Origin of the sequence: Candidatus Cardinium sp. cByotN1, assembly GCF_022810525.1 — a bacterium.
Classification (GTDB): domain Bacteria; phylum Bacteroidota; class Bacteroidia; order Cytophagales; family Amoebophilaceae; genus Cardinium.
Window position 1 is genome coordinate 1 of sequence record NZ_JAACGG010000114.1, and the last position, 18,499, is coordinate 18,499.

Below are 18,499 nucleotides of genomic sequence, written 5' to 3' on the forward strand. Positions count from 1 at the left end.
TGCAATGGATGTTGCAGGGTGGATTCTGTTTTTCCAGCTGTAAGGGGCGCTTTCCGCAACTTTTTACCAGGGCTTGATTTTTTGCTTACTTTTTTATCAAGAAAAAAGTAAGAGGAAAAAACTTATAATCAAATAAAAATAATTAAAAATTCCTTAAGTTGACGCCATTGCCTGAACAGATGCAAAAAATCGACATTCAATTTTAATTATCTTATATTTAGATGTTAGATAGATATGTTGGCTCTAAATAATATTAAGATTAGATCATTTCTATCTAATATCTAAAATAGGTCCATTAAAAAACTAACTGCTGGTATAGCACTACTGCCGCAAGTGAGCTCGCCAAAAAGTTTAGATATAACTACACAATCATTATGCCAAACATTGTATCAAGAGGATTTTTTTTATCCACTATTTTATATTTTCTAATAGGACCTATGGGGTGTTGGTTTTCGTGTAGAAAAAAAAATAACTCGAAAAGTATAATAACAACAAATAAAAAACCTACAGAAGCCATTATCCCTTATAGTAATAATCAAGAATCTATTGAAGCGACAAAAGAGGATAATAAGACGCCAGACAATCAAGAAGATCCAATAGAAAAAAATAGTAAGGAAGACAGTAATGAGACGGAACAAAATCAAGAAGATAGAATGCAGCAAGAAGATGATGAGAAAGAAGTATACAACATGCTTGAAGAAGTTGAGAAAATCATTGACGAACACACAATAGAAAAAACGGATAATAATATTTCAAAATATTTTCCTGAATCTACTACATCTAGTGGCCAAGATGATAGGCAAGAACAAGAACACAACCAAGATAATAAGGTCAAATCAAATTCATGGATTCAGTTAATAAAAAAACTAATCCAAAAACTAAAATTAAAACCTAAAAGTAAACTACTTGTCCACAGACAAATTAATAAATTTAAAACAAACATAAAATCTTTTATACGCCCTATAGATGAGCTTGAAAAAGAACTAGAAGAGTTAATAACTAAACAAAACATTTGTGAAGAATTATTAAAAGAACGCATCAGAGAAAAGTCTAATCAGGGATTTTCCCATTTAGAGGGCCTTGATGAAAGATATAAAGAGTTAGTTAGAAAATACAAATATAAATACAAATACAAAGATGATGAAGCAATCCATGAAAGTATTGAAAAAAGAGAATTTCGTATAGTTATTTTGCAAGCAGTGATTCACAAAAAGAAAGAAAAAATAAAGAAGCAAATAGATAAGCTTACAAAAGAAATAAAAGAATCAGCAGATTTCCAGAAAGAGCTCGAGGCAACAACACGAGCAAAAATGAAAGAAAATATTTTTCCAGAGGGGCTCGAAGAGGAAGAAAAAAAATTACTTAATAAGTATGAAAACAGGACCTCAGAACAAATCGAATCAATGATACGAGATAAAAAATCACTGATTAGAAAAAAGACCGAAGAAAAAGAAAAGCTCGAGCAACAACTTAATTCAACTACACAATTATCTAGCCAAGAGCCATGATCAAATTGATTGGGGGGATAAAAAAAGCCTTGCTTTCTGATCGCACTTTTTTCAAAGGGCGCGTTTTGTGTCTATTCACGCCATTGGCCAATAAAGTTATTTTAACACACTTTTTTTTTGATAAAAAAGTGTGCAAAAAATCAAGCCCTGGATAAAAAGTTTTGGAAATCACACCTTACAGCTGGAAAAACAGAACTCGCCCGCTGCGCGGGCTTCAAACACACTGTTTTTCTCACCAGCTGTAAGGCGCGTTTTCTACTCACAACTTTTTATAAGGGCGCGTTTTTATTTAGTTTTAGCTAGCCCTGACCATAGTGGTGAATAGAAAACGCGTTTTTTCCCTAACATAAGCCATAGTAGTGAACGGAAACTCGGGAACAGGCAGGGAAACAAGTAGCTTATAAAATACAACAAACAAAACCAATAGATCTAATGCAGATATCTAGCTTTTTTTCCCCGTTTATTGCAGTAATATAAGTAGTGTGCAGCTAATATAGCTAGACCATTAGCTACTATAGAAACAAAAGTACCGGTAGTTGGCCCCACAATAGGACTCATCCATTTATCCCAGGCGAAAAGAGTAAATAGACCTGTAGCCATACCCATCAAAGCAGTCTGTCCATTACTACGCAACCCTAAAACAGCTAAAATAAATGGGGCCACTACTATAGATGCGTATATAGCAACTATTGGTACAAGTCTAAAATAGTCAAAAGGATTTTTATACAAAGCACATAACATAGCTAATATAGCTAGAGTAGCCATGGTCAGATAATTCAATAAAATATGCTGATTATTAGATATTTTAATATGATTCATATGCTCAAGTATCTCACGACTCATGATAATAGCACCCGTATGTAGCTTAGAATCAACTGTAGACATAATCATCGCTAATAAACAAATACAAATCAATCCTTTAAAATAAGAAGGCACATTAGCTACCATATAATCAAAAACTTCTCTAGTAGGTAAAGTAGGGACTTTAATAAAGATAAATAGACCAATCAACAATAGACATACGGTGATAACCATAGCAAAAAGGCTAGCCCATAAAAATACTTTTCTGGCTTGCATAGGGCTAGAAGCCATATATACGATTTGTATATCACAAGGATCCATATAGGCTAAGACAGCTAAATAGTAAAGTATAGGCTGCAACTTGTTATTAAAAGGGAAAAAGATATTATGCAGGCTGCATGCAGCTTGCTTGTGCGTTTCTAGAAAAGGTATGATTTCAAGGCCTAGGTTATCTATCTTCCTTGACATAACCCAAACTAACGCAACAATTATACTAAAAAAAGTTATATATTGCCATATATCCGTAAAAGTAATTGCATAAATACCTCCTAGTATAGCATAAATACAAATCATCATAGTAGCCAGTATAGTAAGCAGATAATTATTTGAATCTATACACATACTAATAGCCTTGGATAGGCAATTAATTTGCAAACCGGTAAATGCAATTATATAACAAACACTAATCAAAGTTGCTATGAGCCTTGGGTATTTCCCATATACACGCCCTATCGATTCTGGCATTGAGCAATGATACATAAACTTATGCATACGCCCGGCCAACCACCCAGTGATTAAAAGAGAAATACTACTCAAAAAAAATTGCCAAACAATCCAGAAAAAGCCATCTGAAAACCAAATAGTTATACCCCCTTTAAGGGTACCACCTCCATATATAGAAGCCAATAGCGTTATGGTCAAAGTAGTGAGCGAAAACTGCTTTTTACCCACAGCATGTTCCCGAAAAGTTTTAGGTGATTTAGTAGAAAAAAAAGCTACAAGCAGGGTAAATAATAAAAATAAGATTATGATAAGTAATGAAAAATCAAATGGCATAAATTAAACTATAATTTTAACATCTTATAAAGATAAACTACATAGGACTTAAAGCTGCTAACTAGTTGTAATTCTTTAGATCTATCTTGTTTGCTTTGTTTTTTGTTTTTTAAGCATTAAACCGTTTTTGTCTATTTTTTTACCCATACTTTTAATTTGGGCTTGATCCCGAATAATTTTATTATATGAGAGACAGTGATTAGGAATTCTCTTTCTTTTTTTGGATGAGTTCTTGAAAGCATCAGGCTTACCACAAAACATTGTATCTGTATCACCATCTTGTGGAGTTGAAAGCAGTTTTTTATCATATTCATGACAATATTTATTCAATAGCTTTGCTGTATAAGTAAATCCGTGCTGACGTGCTACTTGTTCGGGCGTCTTGCCTTGACTATCTTTTGCAGTTAACATGGAATTTTTTTGTTTGATCGTAAGAGGCAAATATTTAAAAATAGACATAATATATTCTGATAGTACCTTATCATGATTATCATTATTATTATCATCACGAACAAACAAGTGTACAATATTTTCTTTCAATAAAGTATCCTGCTTACATGGATTTTTTTCCGCTAACATTAGCGAATAAAAAACTTTTAATGCAGAAGAAGTGTCAGAACCTTTGCGGTTCAATTCTTTGATTATACTAACTGCTTTATGCAGAAAGTGATACTTCAACTTCTTGGTAGGTTCTAATTCAGAATCATCCGTATAAGGTTGGCTAAGGGTATCGGCATATGATGTCTTGTAGAGTGATAAAGGACCAAAAAAAGATGTAGCAAATTCATTATTTAATAAACATACAACCACTGGTAAACAACTAGCCTCAATTGCAGATAATAACATAGAACGATAGATGTGCTTGGAGCAATTCTGGGTAAGGCTATAGCATTTCGCTAGATTTTCCTTTCTTAATTCTTGAAAACGCTTATAGGTCTCTAAATCGATTCCGATTTCGTCGAAACAGAGGACTCGTTCATCAAAGGCTTTAAACAAAAGAGCAATATTACTATAGATTTCTTCAAAGATAAAGCCTTTAGAGCATGCGTCAAGATAAAAGTGATACCCCTCTGTAGGTTTATACCCAAGTTCAGGTTCCTGGCAAGAATAACATACCGAATCATCATTACTACAGATTTTTTCAAAGATAAAGCCTTTAGAGAGTGCGTCAACAAAAAAGCGATGGTCCTTTGTAGGTGTATACCCAAGTGCAGGTTCCTGGCAAGAATAACATACCGAATCATCTCTCACAGCATTCAACCTTAACCTACTAGTGCAACCAGAAATAACTAATTCTATATAAAGTAGAAATACTAGGCTAAAACTCTTGATGGGTATGGCTTTAATTGTATGGTACATATTGTTTTTTTAAAGATTAAATTTCATATAATCTAACTATTTCAATTAAAAAATCCAAAATTATAGCGCATCCATCGATGCGTACAAGACAAATTTTAGCTACCATGCCTATGACCCATTTATTAAAGACATTTGAGTTAACCATCCGAAAACTGTATGCCAAAAAAATATTTTGTTTTGTAATTTTGACAATTTTTTCATACTAATACCTTCATATATTAATTACTAGTCTTTAATAGAACTAATGCATTAGCCTTGGTAATTATTGCACTTAGCAAGATTATTTTATAAATTTAGCGCAAACCGCGTTAGTTAAAAAATAAAGCCCTATGTATAAGCTTATGCAAGCTATAATATACAATTTTTGACTTTATACCATGATAAAAAGACATGAAGTTCCCGACGTAAATACTTGGAACTTGCATCAGCTTGCAAGATCGGTAAGCCAAAATGCAAATGATAGCAAAAAAGCTTATTCCATTATTCAAGAGGCATATAAATGGGCAGAAGGCTTTGACAAACAACTTCATAAACTACCGCTCAAACGTTCTGCAAAAGAATCCCTACAGGTAGCCATTGTCGCTGCTACGGAGATGTCTTTGGGTCTTTCTACAGCTATAGCTGCACTTTTAACACCAGCTTTCTTAGCAGAGTTGATTGAAGAAGCAACTATTGAAACCAACTTTGGCTCAAAAACAGCCTCTATACTTAAAGAGCTCCAAGCATTAAAAAGCTATAGATTGCGTAGTGATACGATTCGGACTTATCCCATTTATCCTGATATAAATGCTGATCATATTATAGCTATTTTGCTGCAAATTTGTGACATGATTCGTGTACATTGTAGCGGTATAGATTTAGAAAATCTAGAATCAGAATTGATCCATTCTAGCCCCCAGCTACTACTTGAACTAAAGTATTTCTATATTCCACTTTCACATAGAATGCGATTGTACGATATACAAACCAAATTGGCAGATTTTTGGTTAAAACACTCAGATACACTGAGTTACTATGCTATTACTGCTAAACTTGGCATGACTAAAATAAAAAGGCAGCAAAAATTGAATCTTATTGCTGAGGAAGTTCAAGCCGCTATTCAAGCACGTGGTATTGACTTTATATTAAAAAAACGGATCAAATCTGTTTATTCTATTTGGCATAAAATTCAAAAGTTGCAAATTGATTTCGATCAAGTACATGACCTGGCTGCTATCAGAATTATTCTAACCAATATGGATGGTAAAAGCATACAAGAAGAAAAAGTAGCTTGTTGGAGAATACTTAGCATTATTAGTAATCTTTATAAGCCAGTCTGTCATATCATGAGAGACTGGATCAGTACACCAAGGGATAGCAGCTATGAATCACTTCATCTTACCTTTGAAACTTACAAATATGGGCGGTTAGAGGTACAAATACGTACAGAGCGCATGGATTATATAGCAGAGTATGGTAGGGCAGCACATTGGAAATATAAGCTTGCTGATTATTAGCTCTTGAGCACTAGGGTAACGCTATCAATCTTTTAGAAAGATCCCATCCTGACACAATAATCGTTTTCGTTCACCACTATGGCTTATGCTAGGAAAAAAACGCGCCCGTGGACCAAAAAACGCCTTTTCTAAAAATTTGTGATCAGCAGCAAGGCTTTTTTATACCACTTTTTTATCAAGAAAAAAACTAAGAGGAAAATGCCTTACCCGAAGACATTAAAAAAATCAGATGATCAGTTGGTTACTGATCACCTGATTTTCAGATAGATAGCAGTCAAGCAGAATATTACATCATGCCACCCATTCCACCACCCATTGGAGGCATAGGAGCAGCTTTTTCATCTTCAGGATCATCTGCTACTACACAAGCGGTAGTAAGTAAAAGGGAAGCAATAGAAGCTGCATTCTCTAGCGCAAGCCTAGTTACTTTGGTTGGATCAATGATCCCAGCTGTATAGAGATCTTCAAATGTATCTGTACGGGCATTATATCCAAAAGAGGCACTACCTTCTTTTACACGTTGTACCACTACAGATGGTTCACCACCTGCATTAGATACAATCGTCCTTAAAGGAGACTCTAGGGCAAGCTTTAAGATTTTGATACCAGTGCGCTCATCTTCGTTCTCTACGGCTATATTATCCAGTACCCCAGATGTAGCGGCACGTAACAAGGCAACTCCTCCACCTGGAACAATACCCTCTTGCACAGCTGCTCTGGTTGCATGTAGGGCATCATCTACACGATCTTTTTTCTCCTTCATCTCAACTTCTGTGGCGGCACCAATATAAAGAATAGCTACACCACCAGATAACTTGGCCAAACGTTCTTGTAACTTTTCTTTATCGTAATCAGAAGTAGCATGGGCTATTTGTGCCTTGATTTGGCCAATTCTAGCCTCAATAGCTTTCTTATCTCCTCCCCCATTCACAATAACGGTATTATCTTTGTTGATATTGATTTTTTCTGCGGTACCCAAACATGCCAAAGTAGCGGCTTCAAGTTTACAGCCTTTCTCTTCAGCAATTAAAGCACCTCCTGTAAGCGCTGCAATATCCTCTAGCATAGCTTTTCTTCTATCACCAAAGCCAGGAGCTTTTACAGCCGCTACGCGCAACACTCCACGAATTTTATTTACAACCAGTGTAGCTAACGCTTCGCCATCTACATCTTCGGCAATAATGACCAATGGCCTGCCACTTTGAGAAACAGCTTCTAAAATAGGTAACAGCTCCTTCATGACAGAAATTTTCTTATCACAAATAAGAATGTAAGGATTCGACAGCTCTACTTCCATTTTTTCTGTATTAGTCGCAAAATAAGGAGATAAATAGCCTCGATCGAACTCCATTCCTTCTACTACCTTTACTTCTGTTTCTGTACCCTTAGCCTCCTCAACCGTGATCACACCATCTTTACCCACTTTTTCCATAGCATCTGCAATCATTTTACCAATCTTGCTATCACTATTAGCAGAAATAGTAGCTACCTGTTCTATCTCTTTGGAATTATGAATCTTTTTAGAAGTGTCTTGCAATTTTTTAACAATTGCTTCTACCCCTTTGTCTATACCACGCTTAATATCCATAGGATTAGCCCCTGCAGCCACATTTTTAATACCATGGGTAAAAATAGATTGGGCTAAAAGAGTCGCAGTAGTAGTACCATCTCCCGCACTATCGGCTGTTTTAGAAGCTACTTCTTTTACCAGCTGGGCACCCATGTTTTCTACAGGGTCTTTTAGACTAATTTCTTTTGCTACTGATACACCGTCTTTAGTAACACTAGGCGCCCCAAATTTTTTATCTAAAATAACGTTTCTGCCTTTTGGACCTAGCGTAACCTTAACACCATTGGCCATGGTATCAATACCTCGCTTAAGCTTTTCTCGTGCTTCTGCATCAAAAAATATATTTTTTGCCATTGTATATAAATTTATTATAAGGTTATAAGGATCTAATTGACTAAGAAGCTATTAAGTAATAGCATAAATATCAGACTCTTTCATAATAAGATAAAGCCTACCATCTATAGATAACTCCGTGCCACTATATTTGCCATAGAGTACCTTATCCCCTACTTTAACACTCATAGGCTCGTCTTTTTTGCCTGGACCTACGGCAATTACTTGGCCCTTTTGGGGTTTTTCCTTAGCGCTATCAGGAATAATAATGCCGCCTACTGTTTTTTCTTCCGCTGCTGCAGGTTCTACCAGAACCCGATCAGCCAATGGTTTTATATGAACTTTGGTCATAACTTTTTTTATATAATTGATTGATCGTATACATCTAAAATTAAAACGTGCACAGCACGCTAATTTGCTTGCACGCATGCTAATCTGACCTGCAATACAGCATATTTCATGCCAAATAGTTTAATCAAATAAAATGTAAACTATAAATGACTAGTTACTGACTAATTGTCAGTACTTAGCACAGTAGCGCACCGCAACATATTAAATGTATTGGAGGAGCATAGATCAGTTTCGACACAAAAGTGCCATTAACAATAGGTTTTGCAAAAGGTCTAATGATTTTTGCATAAAAAGCCTTTACTTTTGTATCACTTTTACTAGCTATGTATTATCTAGCTCCATTACCATAAAGCATATGTTACAATCCTTATCTATTACGCCTACTGACATACTGAATGACTATCGAATAGCCTGCGAAAGCAGAGCAGCAAGCCTATTGGCACGTAAAGAAGTATTTGCAGGAAAAGCCAAATTTGGGATTTTTGGAGATGGCAAAGAGGTGGCTCAACTAGCCATGGCTAAATATTTCCAACCTGGCGATTGGCGTTCGGGTTACTATAGAGACCAAACGTTTATGTTGGCCATTGGAGCTTTAACTTGGCAACAATACTTTGCGCAGTTATATGCACACGCTTCTATAGAGGCTGAACCAGCTTCTGGAGGGAGAATGATGAACAGCCACTTTGCAACAAGATTTATAGATGAAGCAGGTAATTGGTTAAACCAACTAACCAGCAAAAATGTTTCAGCTGATCTCTCACCTACCGCTTCACAAATGCCTAGGTTATTGGGGCTAGCCTATGCTTCTAAATTGTATCGCTCACCTGCGTTTGAAAACATGCAAAAAAATTTCTCTAATCAAGGTAATGAAGTAGCTTTTGGCACCATTGGTGATGCCAGTACCTCAGAGGGTATGTTTTTTGAAACCATTAATGCAGGAGGCGTGCTGCAAGTGCCCATGTGTATCTCTATTTGGGATGATGGATATGGTATTTCTGTGCCCCAAGCCTATCATACAACCAAGGGAGATATTTCGGCTGTTTTAGCAGGTTTTAAACGTACAAAACAGCAACCTGGGTATGAAATATTTGTTACCAAGGGGTGGGACTATCTAGACCTATGTAAGACCTATCAGCAGGCAGTTACCATCTGTAGAGCAGAACATATTCCGGTATTGATTCACGTTAAAGAAATGACCCAACCGCAAGGTCATTCTACATCTGGCTCCCACGAGCGCTACAAGCCAATAGAACGATTAGCCTGGGAAGCAGCCTATGATTGCTTACCCAAGATGGCAGCATGGATGGTACAAAGTGGCATAGCTACAGAGGAAACACTCCAAAAAATAGCTTTAGAAGCAGAGCAAAAAGTAAAAATAGCACAGCAAACAGCCTGGAATAAACTAATAAGCGAAAATAACGAAGAAAAACAAGAGCTACTGGCTTTGCTAAACGATATCGTATGGCCCAAAGAGGCAGCGGGCGCTAACCAGCTGCCAACCATCATAGATGAACTAACCGCATTGCCACATCCCCGCCATTTAGATGTAACGCAGGCAGTAGATAAAGCCCTCTATGCCTTACGGGAAATACCTTATATCCATAAAAAAAACATACTAGCTTGGTGGCACAAAAATAGAAGAAACAACGAAAAAAGATTTAGTAGCCATCTGTATAGCCATTCTAACGATGCTGCCTTATGGGTAAAAGCAAATCCGCCTATTTATGGAGACAATCCTGTGCAAGTAGACGGCAGGAAAATATTATGTAGTTATTTCAAGTCATTATTCGAGCGAGATGGTCGTGTTTTTGCTATTGGACAAGACCTAGGAAAAATAGGTGATGTCAACCAAGGTTTTGCAGGTCTACAAGCGCTATATGGGGTATTACGTGTAACAGATACGAGCATTCGTGAATGTACCATGATTGGCCAAGGTATTGGTGCAGCTATGCGTGGGCTAAGGCCTATTGTTGAAATACAATATTTAGATTACCTACCTTATGCCCTGCAAATTATAGAAGATGATTTGGCAACGCTGCGATATAGAACCAAAGGGGGGCAAAAAGCCCCTATGATCATTCGAACAAGAGGCCATCGGCTAGAAGGTATTTGGCATGCTGGTTCCTATATATCAAGCATTATACAGGCTATAAGGGGCATATACCTAATTGTTCCTCGTAATATGACCCAGGCAGCTGGTTTTTATAATACGATGATGCAATCAGATGATATTGCTTTAATCATTGAATGTTTAAATGGTTACCGGTTAAAAGAAGCTATGCCTAGTAATTTAGATAGAATGACCATACCGCTAGGTATACCGGAGCTACTCCGTATAGGCAAAGATGTGACCATTGTGACCTATGGTGCCATGTGTCGCATTGTTTGTCAAGCAGCAGAGCGGCTTGCTGCTTTAGGGATTGATTGTGAAGTAATCGATGTACAAACCTTATTACCTTTTGATAGAGAACATACCATTGTAAAATCATTAGCCAAAACCAATCGCATTGTTTTTGCAGATGAAGATGTACCAGGGGGTACAACTGCCTATATGATGCAACAAGTATTGGAAGTACAAGAGGGCTATGGTATGCTGGACGAAGCACCAATCACCATTAGTAGCCAACCACATCGCCCAGCCTATGGAGACGATGGGAACTATTTTTCTAAACCAAATATGGAAACAGTAGTAGGTAAAATATATAAGATGATGCACCAAGCTGATCCATCACGTTATCGAGCTATTTTTTGATAAAAAAAGATAATTCCATATTTTGATGCTAAGTCAATAGCTTGTTGGTTAGAAAGGGTAGCTGTTTGACCATTGTTGTAATAACACCACTGCTGGCCCGCTTTACTACAAGCAACGAATTGTTTGTAAGCATCTTTATTTTTTTTGTTACTATATACTAGTAAAAAAGCAGTTAAAGCAAACCTATGCTTTTCGGAGTTGGCTAATAGCGGATTAGCGCTCACAGCTATGGATGCTACCCCAACTAACTTACGTGCACCCCAAGACAGCTCTTTAGATTCCCTGGCATCAAAAAAGATGCCTAATCTATTGGGCAGTTGATTAGATGTAAGCCTACTAGCTTGCTCGCTACCAGCATGGCCTAGTGCTGCCTGGCTAGCATCGACTAATGCACTGAAATCATTTGCTACATGCTCAGGATCGGGTACTATATTTAAAAGCAAGATTTCTTCTGCTAGCCTTTTTGAATAGTCTAATTGGCTTAGACGTAATTGGCTAAGTAGCGAAGAACACCCTATCTTTTTTAGCATATCCGTCAGGTCATCTTCTAAAACTTTATAATAATAATACAAATGTTGTAAATGCGGGTCACATGGTTTAGCACCATTTGGCGTTTGTATAAGGTTTGGATCCCTGATGGGGCTTTGGGCATTTGGGGCATCTACATCATAACCAAGAAATACTGGTTCATATCTAGGCGCATTTCTTTTACAACTTACACCCATTACCATTGGCAATAAGCTTATAAGCCTTAATGAGGCTTTGCGCGATAAACGGAACTTCCATTTCATACGTAATAAAGTTTAAAGTCTATTCTTGTTCTTTTTGCCAAAGTTTACAATAATGCCATCCGCATATAAAGAGCTGGATAATAAAGAACCAGTGATATCCCTGCCAGTAGAAAAGCGGAATAGCTATAGCCGCAGCCACCAATCCAATAATCAGACTAGTCAAATATCCTTTATGGCCAAATCTTTTTTCTAGCATATAACGAACCAACCAGCCGCCGTCAAGTGGCATAATAGGTATTAAATTGAGCAGCAACCATCTTGTATTGATATGGGTTGTCAAGAAGAGAAAATAGCTGAATAAAGAACTACCAAAAATAGCATACCGGAATAATAGGTAGGCTATCAAGGTCCATAATCCTTGAAAAAGCGGGCCTGCAAGGGTAATGAAAAATTTTTGTTTATCCGTTATTTGAGATTCATTGAAGAGGGTTTTTCCTCCAAAAGCTTGTAATAAGATAATAGGCTCTGCGCCAAAACAAAGAGCCATTAAGGCATGTCCATATTCATGTATAAGTATACTAAAGGTGAATACGCTAGACCATAGCAAGCTTTCAGTATATGGGCCGCCCGCACTACCCATGACAAATAATAAAAAGATCCAATAGCTTAGATCAATGGATACTGAAATTTTTAAAAATCTAAAATGCAAAACCGTGTTATATTTAGGTTACTTATGGACTAGTATTTATTTAGATTTCGTACAAATGAGCTATACACCACGAGAAACATATTTTTCACGCCTTATACGTTGTGGACTAAACCCCATTTCTTCTAATTTTTTAATGCTATCATCAATCATATATGGATTACCACAGAGATATACCAAATCAGTCATTGGGTTTAAGTCGAGTGATGCAAAGGCGGATTGCACATATCCTGAATATTCATAAGATAGACTCCGTACTGCTCCCCTACTGATATAGAAACGAAAGTGAAATCTTTTGTATTGCTCAGCAAAAGCAATAAAATCTGCTGCATAAAGCAGGTCATTGGTATAACGTACACCTAATAATAACGTCACTTTAAGGTTGGCATCTGCTTCTAGCCGTTTAGCAATGTCTGGCAGCATAGAACGATAGGGGGCTACACCGGTTCCAGTGGCTACCAATAGATATTGGCAAGGCCTTTCTGCTTCTTGTAGAATCAGTCTACCTTTAGGGCCCACACAATCTAACCTATCACCAATTTTTAAATTAAAGAGGATATGGGTAGCAAAACCTCCTTGAACCGGTGCTATGGCAATTTCCAACTTATAAGGTTCTTGGGGACTATTGGCCAAACTATAGCTACGTGGCACTATTTTACCAGATTCATGGGGCAACAAAAAAGTGATAAACTGCCCTGCTAGAAAGGTAAAAGGCAACTCATCAGAACGTCTAAACGTTAACTCTGTTACATTAGGGGTAAGCATTTTAGATCCTATGAGTTCAATTTTAAATGGATGTTGTTGCATTACTTTACGGGTAGAGGTGAACTGTGTTACGCTAGGTGTAACATGTGTAGATTCTATTGTTTCAACTTTAAATTGATCTTGTCTCATTACCTCTCATTTCAATTAAACTTCGGTATTTGCACTCAAAGCTAAAAAAACTAACCATGAATTGAAACTTTTTAGCAACTACTTTAATCAAATATGGAGCGATACAATCGCCATATATCTACTAGTTTAACTAATTTTTTATACGGATTACTTAATCATACCATATGATAAAGCTATCATACAAAATTGTATTATATAGCTGACTTATCCAATACTAATATTACTTTTTTAAGACATTATATGCTAGTTTATAGTCTATAAAACCAAGATTACAAAACATAAGTGTCTTACACTTAACATAATTTTATCAAAAATGATCAAATATTTGTTTTAGTACAAATTAGTATTTATCATTCGCATAGAATCTATTTCGGCGTACTAATTTGTAATTTTATTAAACTTATTCAGCTATGTTAACACGCATCAATATACCACTTTTCATGGTGGTTACCTTTCTATTATTGACTTTAGTAGTAGGTATTTATTTTAGTCGCAAGACTACTTCGTTTCAGCAATATGCTTTAGGCAATAAAAAATTCTCTACGTCTACTTTAGTGGCCACGGTATTGGCGACTGCTTATAGTGGAGGAGGATTGGTGCGTAATGTAGAACAAGTCTATAAGCTTGGTCTCTACTGGATCATGGTATTGACTTTAGCTGGATTTAGTTTATATATTGTTAGCTGGTTGGCCTTGCGTATGGGTCGGTTTATGCACCATCTTTCTATGCCAGAAACAATAGGTAGTGTCTATGGTAGATATGCACGAATCATTACAACTCTGTCTGGTATTTGTGATGCTATTGCGATGATTGCTGCGCAAGTAAGTGCCATGTCCCTGGCCATTAGCATGTGTTTAGATGTTGTAAATCCAAAAGTTATTACAATTGGTGTTACCTTAATTCTTATTTTCTATTCTAGTTTTGGAGGTATTCGAGCAGTTGTTTTTACCGATATCCTTCAATTCATCACTTTTACCATCATTATTCCTATTCTAGCATGGTTGATGTTTAAAAGCACGGGTAAATCAGTAGTAGAAATGATTCCTTTTTTACAAAGCCAGGTAAAATTCCAGTTCAGTACAGTTTGCCATTTTGACAGCAATCTAGTGGCTATGCTTTTCCTGGTACTTAGTTTTTTAATGGGCTATATAGAACCTCCAACCATACAACGGGTCTACATGTCTTCTAGTTCGGTGCAAGCCGGAAAGGTTTTTTTATACTCGACACTTTTCGGGTTCATAATAAACATCTTTATAATTTTAATTGCTTTATTTGTCTTTGTAGGTGCACCAGACTTGCCAGGAACCGCCATTTGGGGTTATATAATGGCTAATGTACCCCCTATTTTTAAAGGAATAGTTTGTATCAGCTTATTGGCCATGGCTATGTCTACAGCTGACTCTAAACTCAATGCCTGTGCTGTTATGATTAGCCATGATATGTTACAAAGTCTACGTAGCCCTAAAAAAGCGCCTTATCCTAACCAGCTCCGGTTAGCTACATGCACCAGTGTAGTCATAGGGCTATTTGCTATGGCATTGACTTTGTATTGTAACGATCTATTGCGTTTGCTCAAATTAAGTTTAGATTTTTCGCTTCCTATAGCAACTGCCCCTTTTATCTTGGCTGTTTTAGGCTTTCGGGGTAAGCCCCGAACGGCTTTGATTGGTATATTGACCGGTATACTATCTATTTTAGCTTGGAACAAGTGGATTGAACCTAAAACGGGGATAAATGGTTCTTTTATTTGTATGTTAGCCAATGGAATAGCCATGATGGCTACCCACTATCTAATGAAACAACCAGACGATGTAGGATGGGTCCGCCCTAGCCCCAATGATCCATTTACTCAAATACAGCAAGTTAATAGACGGCAAAAGGCAGCACGAAACGAAGCGATTAAAAATGGGTTAAGAGATATTAAAAATAGCTTAGCTAAGCTGCAACCGAGCCATGTTACGCTAACCTGTATGGGGCTTTATGTGGTTATCACGAATTCATTAACTTACCTTATAGCTTCTATTACCGATTATAGCGGGTGGCTTATACTGCAACTTTTAGTAGGGGCTTGCTTTTTAGGGTACAACCTAATACTGGCACAAAAAGTTAAAACGATTCCAGGATGGATGGTTGGTCTATGTTGGGTAATAGGATTAGCATTTTGTCTGCCGATGAATGTGGTTTGGCACTGGTGGCATGGCACAACACTTTTTTTGAATGTAGGCTTATGCTTGGCCCATTTGTCTGTAAGCTTGTTCGTACTGCCTTTATATTTGGGTGTTGGTTTTTTAATAGCCACGCTATTAATGGTTAGTGCGCTTAGCCCTATCTATTGTGCCCACCCGCTGGCGTTGGTATTATCCCCATCAGCTGTTGCGTGTCTACTGCTACTCTATTTGGGATTAGGGTTACTTATTTTGGGCATTTTTATTTACCTTAAAGCTAAAAGCAATACCTACCTTGTGCAAGTGCACTATCTCAAAGAGAGAGAAAAGATTACTACCTCCCAAAAGCTTAAGCAAGCGCTCTATGACGCAACTATAGTGCCTACTACCGGTGTTAGTTCACTTAAAGGTCATGGCGCTATTTTAAGCAAAGTAGTAGATAAAATGGAGGAATCGATCTCTTTTTTAGATAGCAACATGCCCCTTTATAAAGAAGATTTTAAGAGTATTATCCATAAACTCCATGATTGGGTTACCTATTTCAGTAAGAAAGAAAAAGCTAAATCACATGCCCTACTCCAGCCCACCAAAATTAGTTTAGATAAGCTAATTCAAAAAGTAGAGTTTGCCTTATCTCAAGAAGTACCTCATCCACCTAGATTGCTGATAAAAAAGATAAACAGCTCTAAGGGCGTCTTATGCCCTGATATTATATGCGATATCAATCAGGTAGTCTACTCTTTGGTTAAAGCCGTTTTACGGGTTATGGGTAAGTTAGATGGAACCACTACGTCAATAGTAAGTATACAACTACACCATACCGCTTTACAATTTAAACAAGCAGATGCTATTGATGATAGCGATCCTACTTTTATGCTTTTTCAGGCTACTGGTCTGCTCATACATAAGACTGAACTAGCTTCCAAGGAGATTCCCCAAGTTAAACCTGTATATATTGATATAAAAAATCAAATTGATTATCAAAGTATAAAATCAGTTTCACCCTCTATAGATCTTGAACGAGATATGGTAGCTAGCATGGTTTATGCCCACTATGGCTACTTGGAATATCCGGATAATAGTCAACAACAAGCTATTTTAGTGGTACTCCCCATTGATGTCACAAACGTTCGTGATAAATTAATGATTAAGCTACCAATAGATTATTTAATATCAGAAACGCCTGTCACACCTAAAGAGCAAGCCGATTCAATGATGAAATTAATGCAATTCCATGATTACGTTTGTGGGGCTTCTCATCAAGTAGATCCTATTGATGTCAGTACGATTTCAAATTTACTTTTATTACTCAGGCAATACTTTGGCTTTAAGCGACATGGCTCAGGTCAATTGTTTTATGTGCGTGCGATAGGTATCGCCAGGTTAGTGGTAGAATGGGTGTTCCATTCACCTAAAGTGATTTATGCCTCTTTATTGTATGAGTTAGTTCGTCAGACCTATTTGCCCCTTTCTTATATCAAAGAACATTATAACTTAGATGTTTATGCTTTTGTATTGAACATCTTAAACGTAGATAAAAGAGAAACATTAGATCATCCTTCATTGCTTTATGTTCGGAATCGATTCAAGGAAGCCATTAAAAAAGATCATATACAGCTTTCCGTTCTTTTTATCAAACTGGCCGAACGGCTCTATGACTTACGCCATGCTGCAGGCTATATCATGCTAGAGGAGATAAAATATATGGCTAATGAGGCCCTTACAGTAGATGTTAAGCTAGCCGAGAAATATTTGGCTCCTAACATAGCAGCAGCATTAGCTACGGCAGCTCAAGAAGCATTGAAGGCCTATCATGAAAAAAAAATAGATAGATTACTGCTATAGATTTTACTTAATATAATCTGATATTCAATGTAATAATTGAAAATAATTCTTTTCAAAAATTTATTAGCCAAGTTGGTATAGCCAATCAAATTATTTTTGTAGCTTTTAGTCTGGAAAACTAAAGATGGTGATGCACGCATTACTTATAGTATATGATCCAATATCCTAGTAAGATTTACGCAAGCCATTATAAATTTAGAAGCAGATGCAGGAGCAAAATTCAACTATCCATATAGATGAAGCCAATAAGTATGGAGATACCCCTCTTCATATGGCAGCTTTTGAAGGTGATTGGCAGAAAGCTAGATTTTTATTAAAAGATCAAACAATTGATGTAAATGCAAGAAATAAGTATGGCGAAACCCCATTACATTGTGCAGTTGTTGAGAACCACGTAGATTTACTTAGGGTACTGCTTGAAGAGTCCACAGCAATTGATGTAAATGCAATAGACCAAGATAGCTATACAGCCCTTCATTATGCATCATCCAAAGGTAATATAGAATTAACCCAAGCACTCTTGAACCACATAAATATTGATGTAAATACCAAGGATAAATATCAAAATGCCCCATTGCATTATGCAGCATTTAAAGGTCATTTAGCAGTTCTTGAGGCATTACTTTCTAACCAATCAATTGATGTCAATATTAAAAACTACCATGAAAATACCCCATTATATTATGCAGCCTCTAAAGGTCATCTGGTAATTATTAAAGCCTTAGTGGCAGTTGCATCCATTGACCTAACGATCAAAAATAAATATGGAAGAACCTTCCTTGATGCAGCTAAATCGAGCAACCATGCTGAGTGTATAGCTCTATTACATGATGCAATCAATAAGCAAGAATGATAGCAGAAGAGACTTTTTGTTTCCGTTCACCACCATGGCTTATGCTAGGAAAAAAACGCGGTATCTATTCACCACTATG

Annotated in this window: 12 protein-coding genes; 5 read left to right on the forward strand and 7 right to left on the reverse strand. The window is 36.8% G+C overall.

What is annotated here, in order from left to right:
- Positions 1–374: 374 nt before the first annotated feature.
- Positions 375–1,508: a hypothetical protein gene (locus tag MUW73_RS03130; RefSeq protein WP_243018744.1), complete on the forward strand. Its 1,134-nt coding sequence runs from the start codon at positions 375–377 to the stop codon at positions 1,506–1,508.
- 429 nt (positions 1,509–1,937) lie between these two features.
- Here the strand turns inward: MUW73_RS03130 and MUW73_RS03135 are convergent, their stop codons facing one another.
- Positions 1,938–3,365, reverse strand: coding sequence for a sodium:solute symporter family protein (locus tag MUW73_RS03135; protein ID WP_243018218.1), 1,428 nt, complete (start codon positions 3,363–3,365; stop codon positions 1,938–1,940).
- Positions 3,366–3,446: 81 nt separating this feature from the next.
- Complete coding sequence (locus tag MUW73_RS03140) at positions 3,447–4,724, reverse strand: hypothetical protein (protein ID WP_243018217.1); 1,278 nt, start codon at positions 4,722–4,724, stop codon at positions 3,447–3,449.
- A 377-nt stretch (positions 4,725–5,101) separates the two neighbouring features.
- Between MUW73_RS03140 and MUW73_RS03145 the strand changes: the two genes are divergently transcribed.
- The gene (locus MUW73_RS03145; RefSeq protein WP_243018216.1) at positions 5,102–6,220 is read left to right on the forward strand and encodes a bifunctional (p)ppGpp synthetase/guanosine-3',5'-bis(diphosphate) 3'-pyrophosphohydrolase; all 1,119 of its coding nucleotides are present in this window, start codon (positions 5,102–5,104) and stop codon (positions 6,218–6,220) included.
- Positions 6,221–6,506: 286 nt separating this feature from the next.
- On the opposite strand, the gene groL is transcribed toward MUW73_RS03145, so the two are convergent.
- Complete coding sequence (gene groL / locus MUW73_RS03150; RefSeq protein WP_243018215.1) at positions 6,507–8,144, reverse strand: chaperonin GroEL; 1,638 nt, start codon at positions 8,142–8,144, stop codon at positions 6,507–6,509.
- A 51-nt stretch (positions 8,145–8,195) separates the two neighbouring features.
- Positions 8,196–8,474: a co-chaperone GroES gene (locus tag MUW73_RS03155; protein WP_243018214.1), complete on the reverse strand. Its 279-nt coding sequence runs from the start codon at positions 8,472–8,474 to the stop codon at positions 8,196–8,198.
- Between the two features lie 355 nt (positions 8,475–8,829).
- Here MUW73_RS03155 and MUW73_RS03160 point away from each other — a divergent pair, with 355 nt between their 5' ends.
- On the forward strand, positions 8,830–11,226 hold the full coding sequence (locus MUW73_RS03160; protein WP_243018213.1) for an alpha-ketoacid dehydrogenase subunit alpha/beta: 2,397 nt from the start codon (positions 8,830–8,832) through the stop codon (positions 11,224–11,226).
- Here the strand turns inward: MUW73_RS03160 and MUW73_RS03165 are convergent.
- The 3 genes from MUW73_RS03165 to MUW73_RS03175 all read right to left on the reverse strand — a co-directional run bounded on the left by MUW73_RS03165 (position 11,208) and on the right by MUW73_RS03175 (position 13,557).
- A complete protein-coding gene (locus tag MUW73_RS03165) occupies positions 11,208–12,017 on the reverse strand; it encodes a hypothetical protein (RefSeq protein WP_243018212.1) in 810 nt (269 codons plus the stop codon). The two genes, MUW73_RS03160 and MUW73_RS03165, sit on opposite strands and share 19 nt — an antisense overlap.
- Positions 12,018–12,036: 19 nt before the next feature.
- Complete coding sequence (locus MUW73_RS03170) at positions 12,037–12,597, reverse strand: metalloprotease (protein ID WP_243575248.1); 561 nt, start codon at positions 12,595–12,597, stop codon at positions 12,037–12,039.
- A gap of 129 nt (positions 12,598–12,726) precedes the next feature.
- Positions 12,727–13,557 (reverse strand): ferredoxin--NADP reductase, encoded by an 831-nt coding sequence (locus MUW73_RS03175; protein WP_243018210.1) that lies wholly within the window; start codon positions 13,555–13,557, stop codon positions 12,727–12,729.
- A gap of 410 nt (positions 13,558–13,967) precedes the next feature.
- Here MUW73_RS03175 and MUW73_RS03180 point away from each other — a divergent pair, with 410 nt between their 5' ends.
- Both MUW73_RS03180 and MUW73_RS03185 read left to right on the forward strand, forming a co-directional pair.
- Positions 13,968–17,567, forward strand: coding sequence for a sodium:solute symporter family transporter (locus tag MUW73_RS03180; RefSeq protein WP_243575249.1), 3,600 nt, complete (start codon positions 13,968–13,970; stop codon positions 17,565–17,567).
- A 205-nt stretch (positions 17,568–17,772) separates the two neighbouring features.
- Complete coding sequence (locus MUW73_RS03185) at positions 17,773–18,420, forward strand: ankyrin repeat domain-containing protein (RefSeq protein WP_243018208.1); 648 nt, start codon at positions 17,773–17,775, stop codon at positions 18,418–18,420.
- Positions 18,421–18,499: the final 79 nt, after the last annotated feature.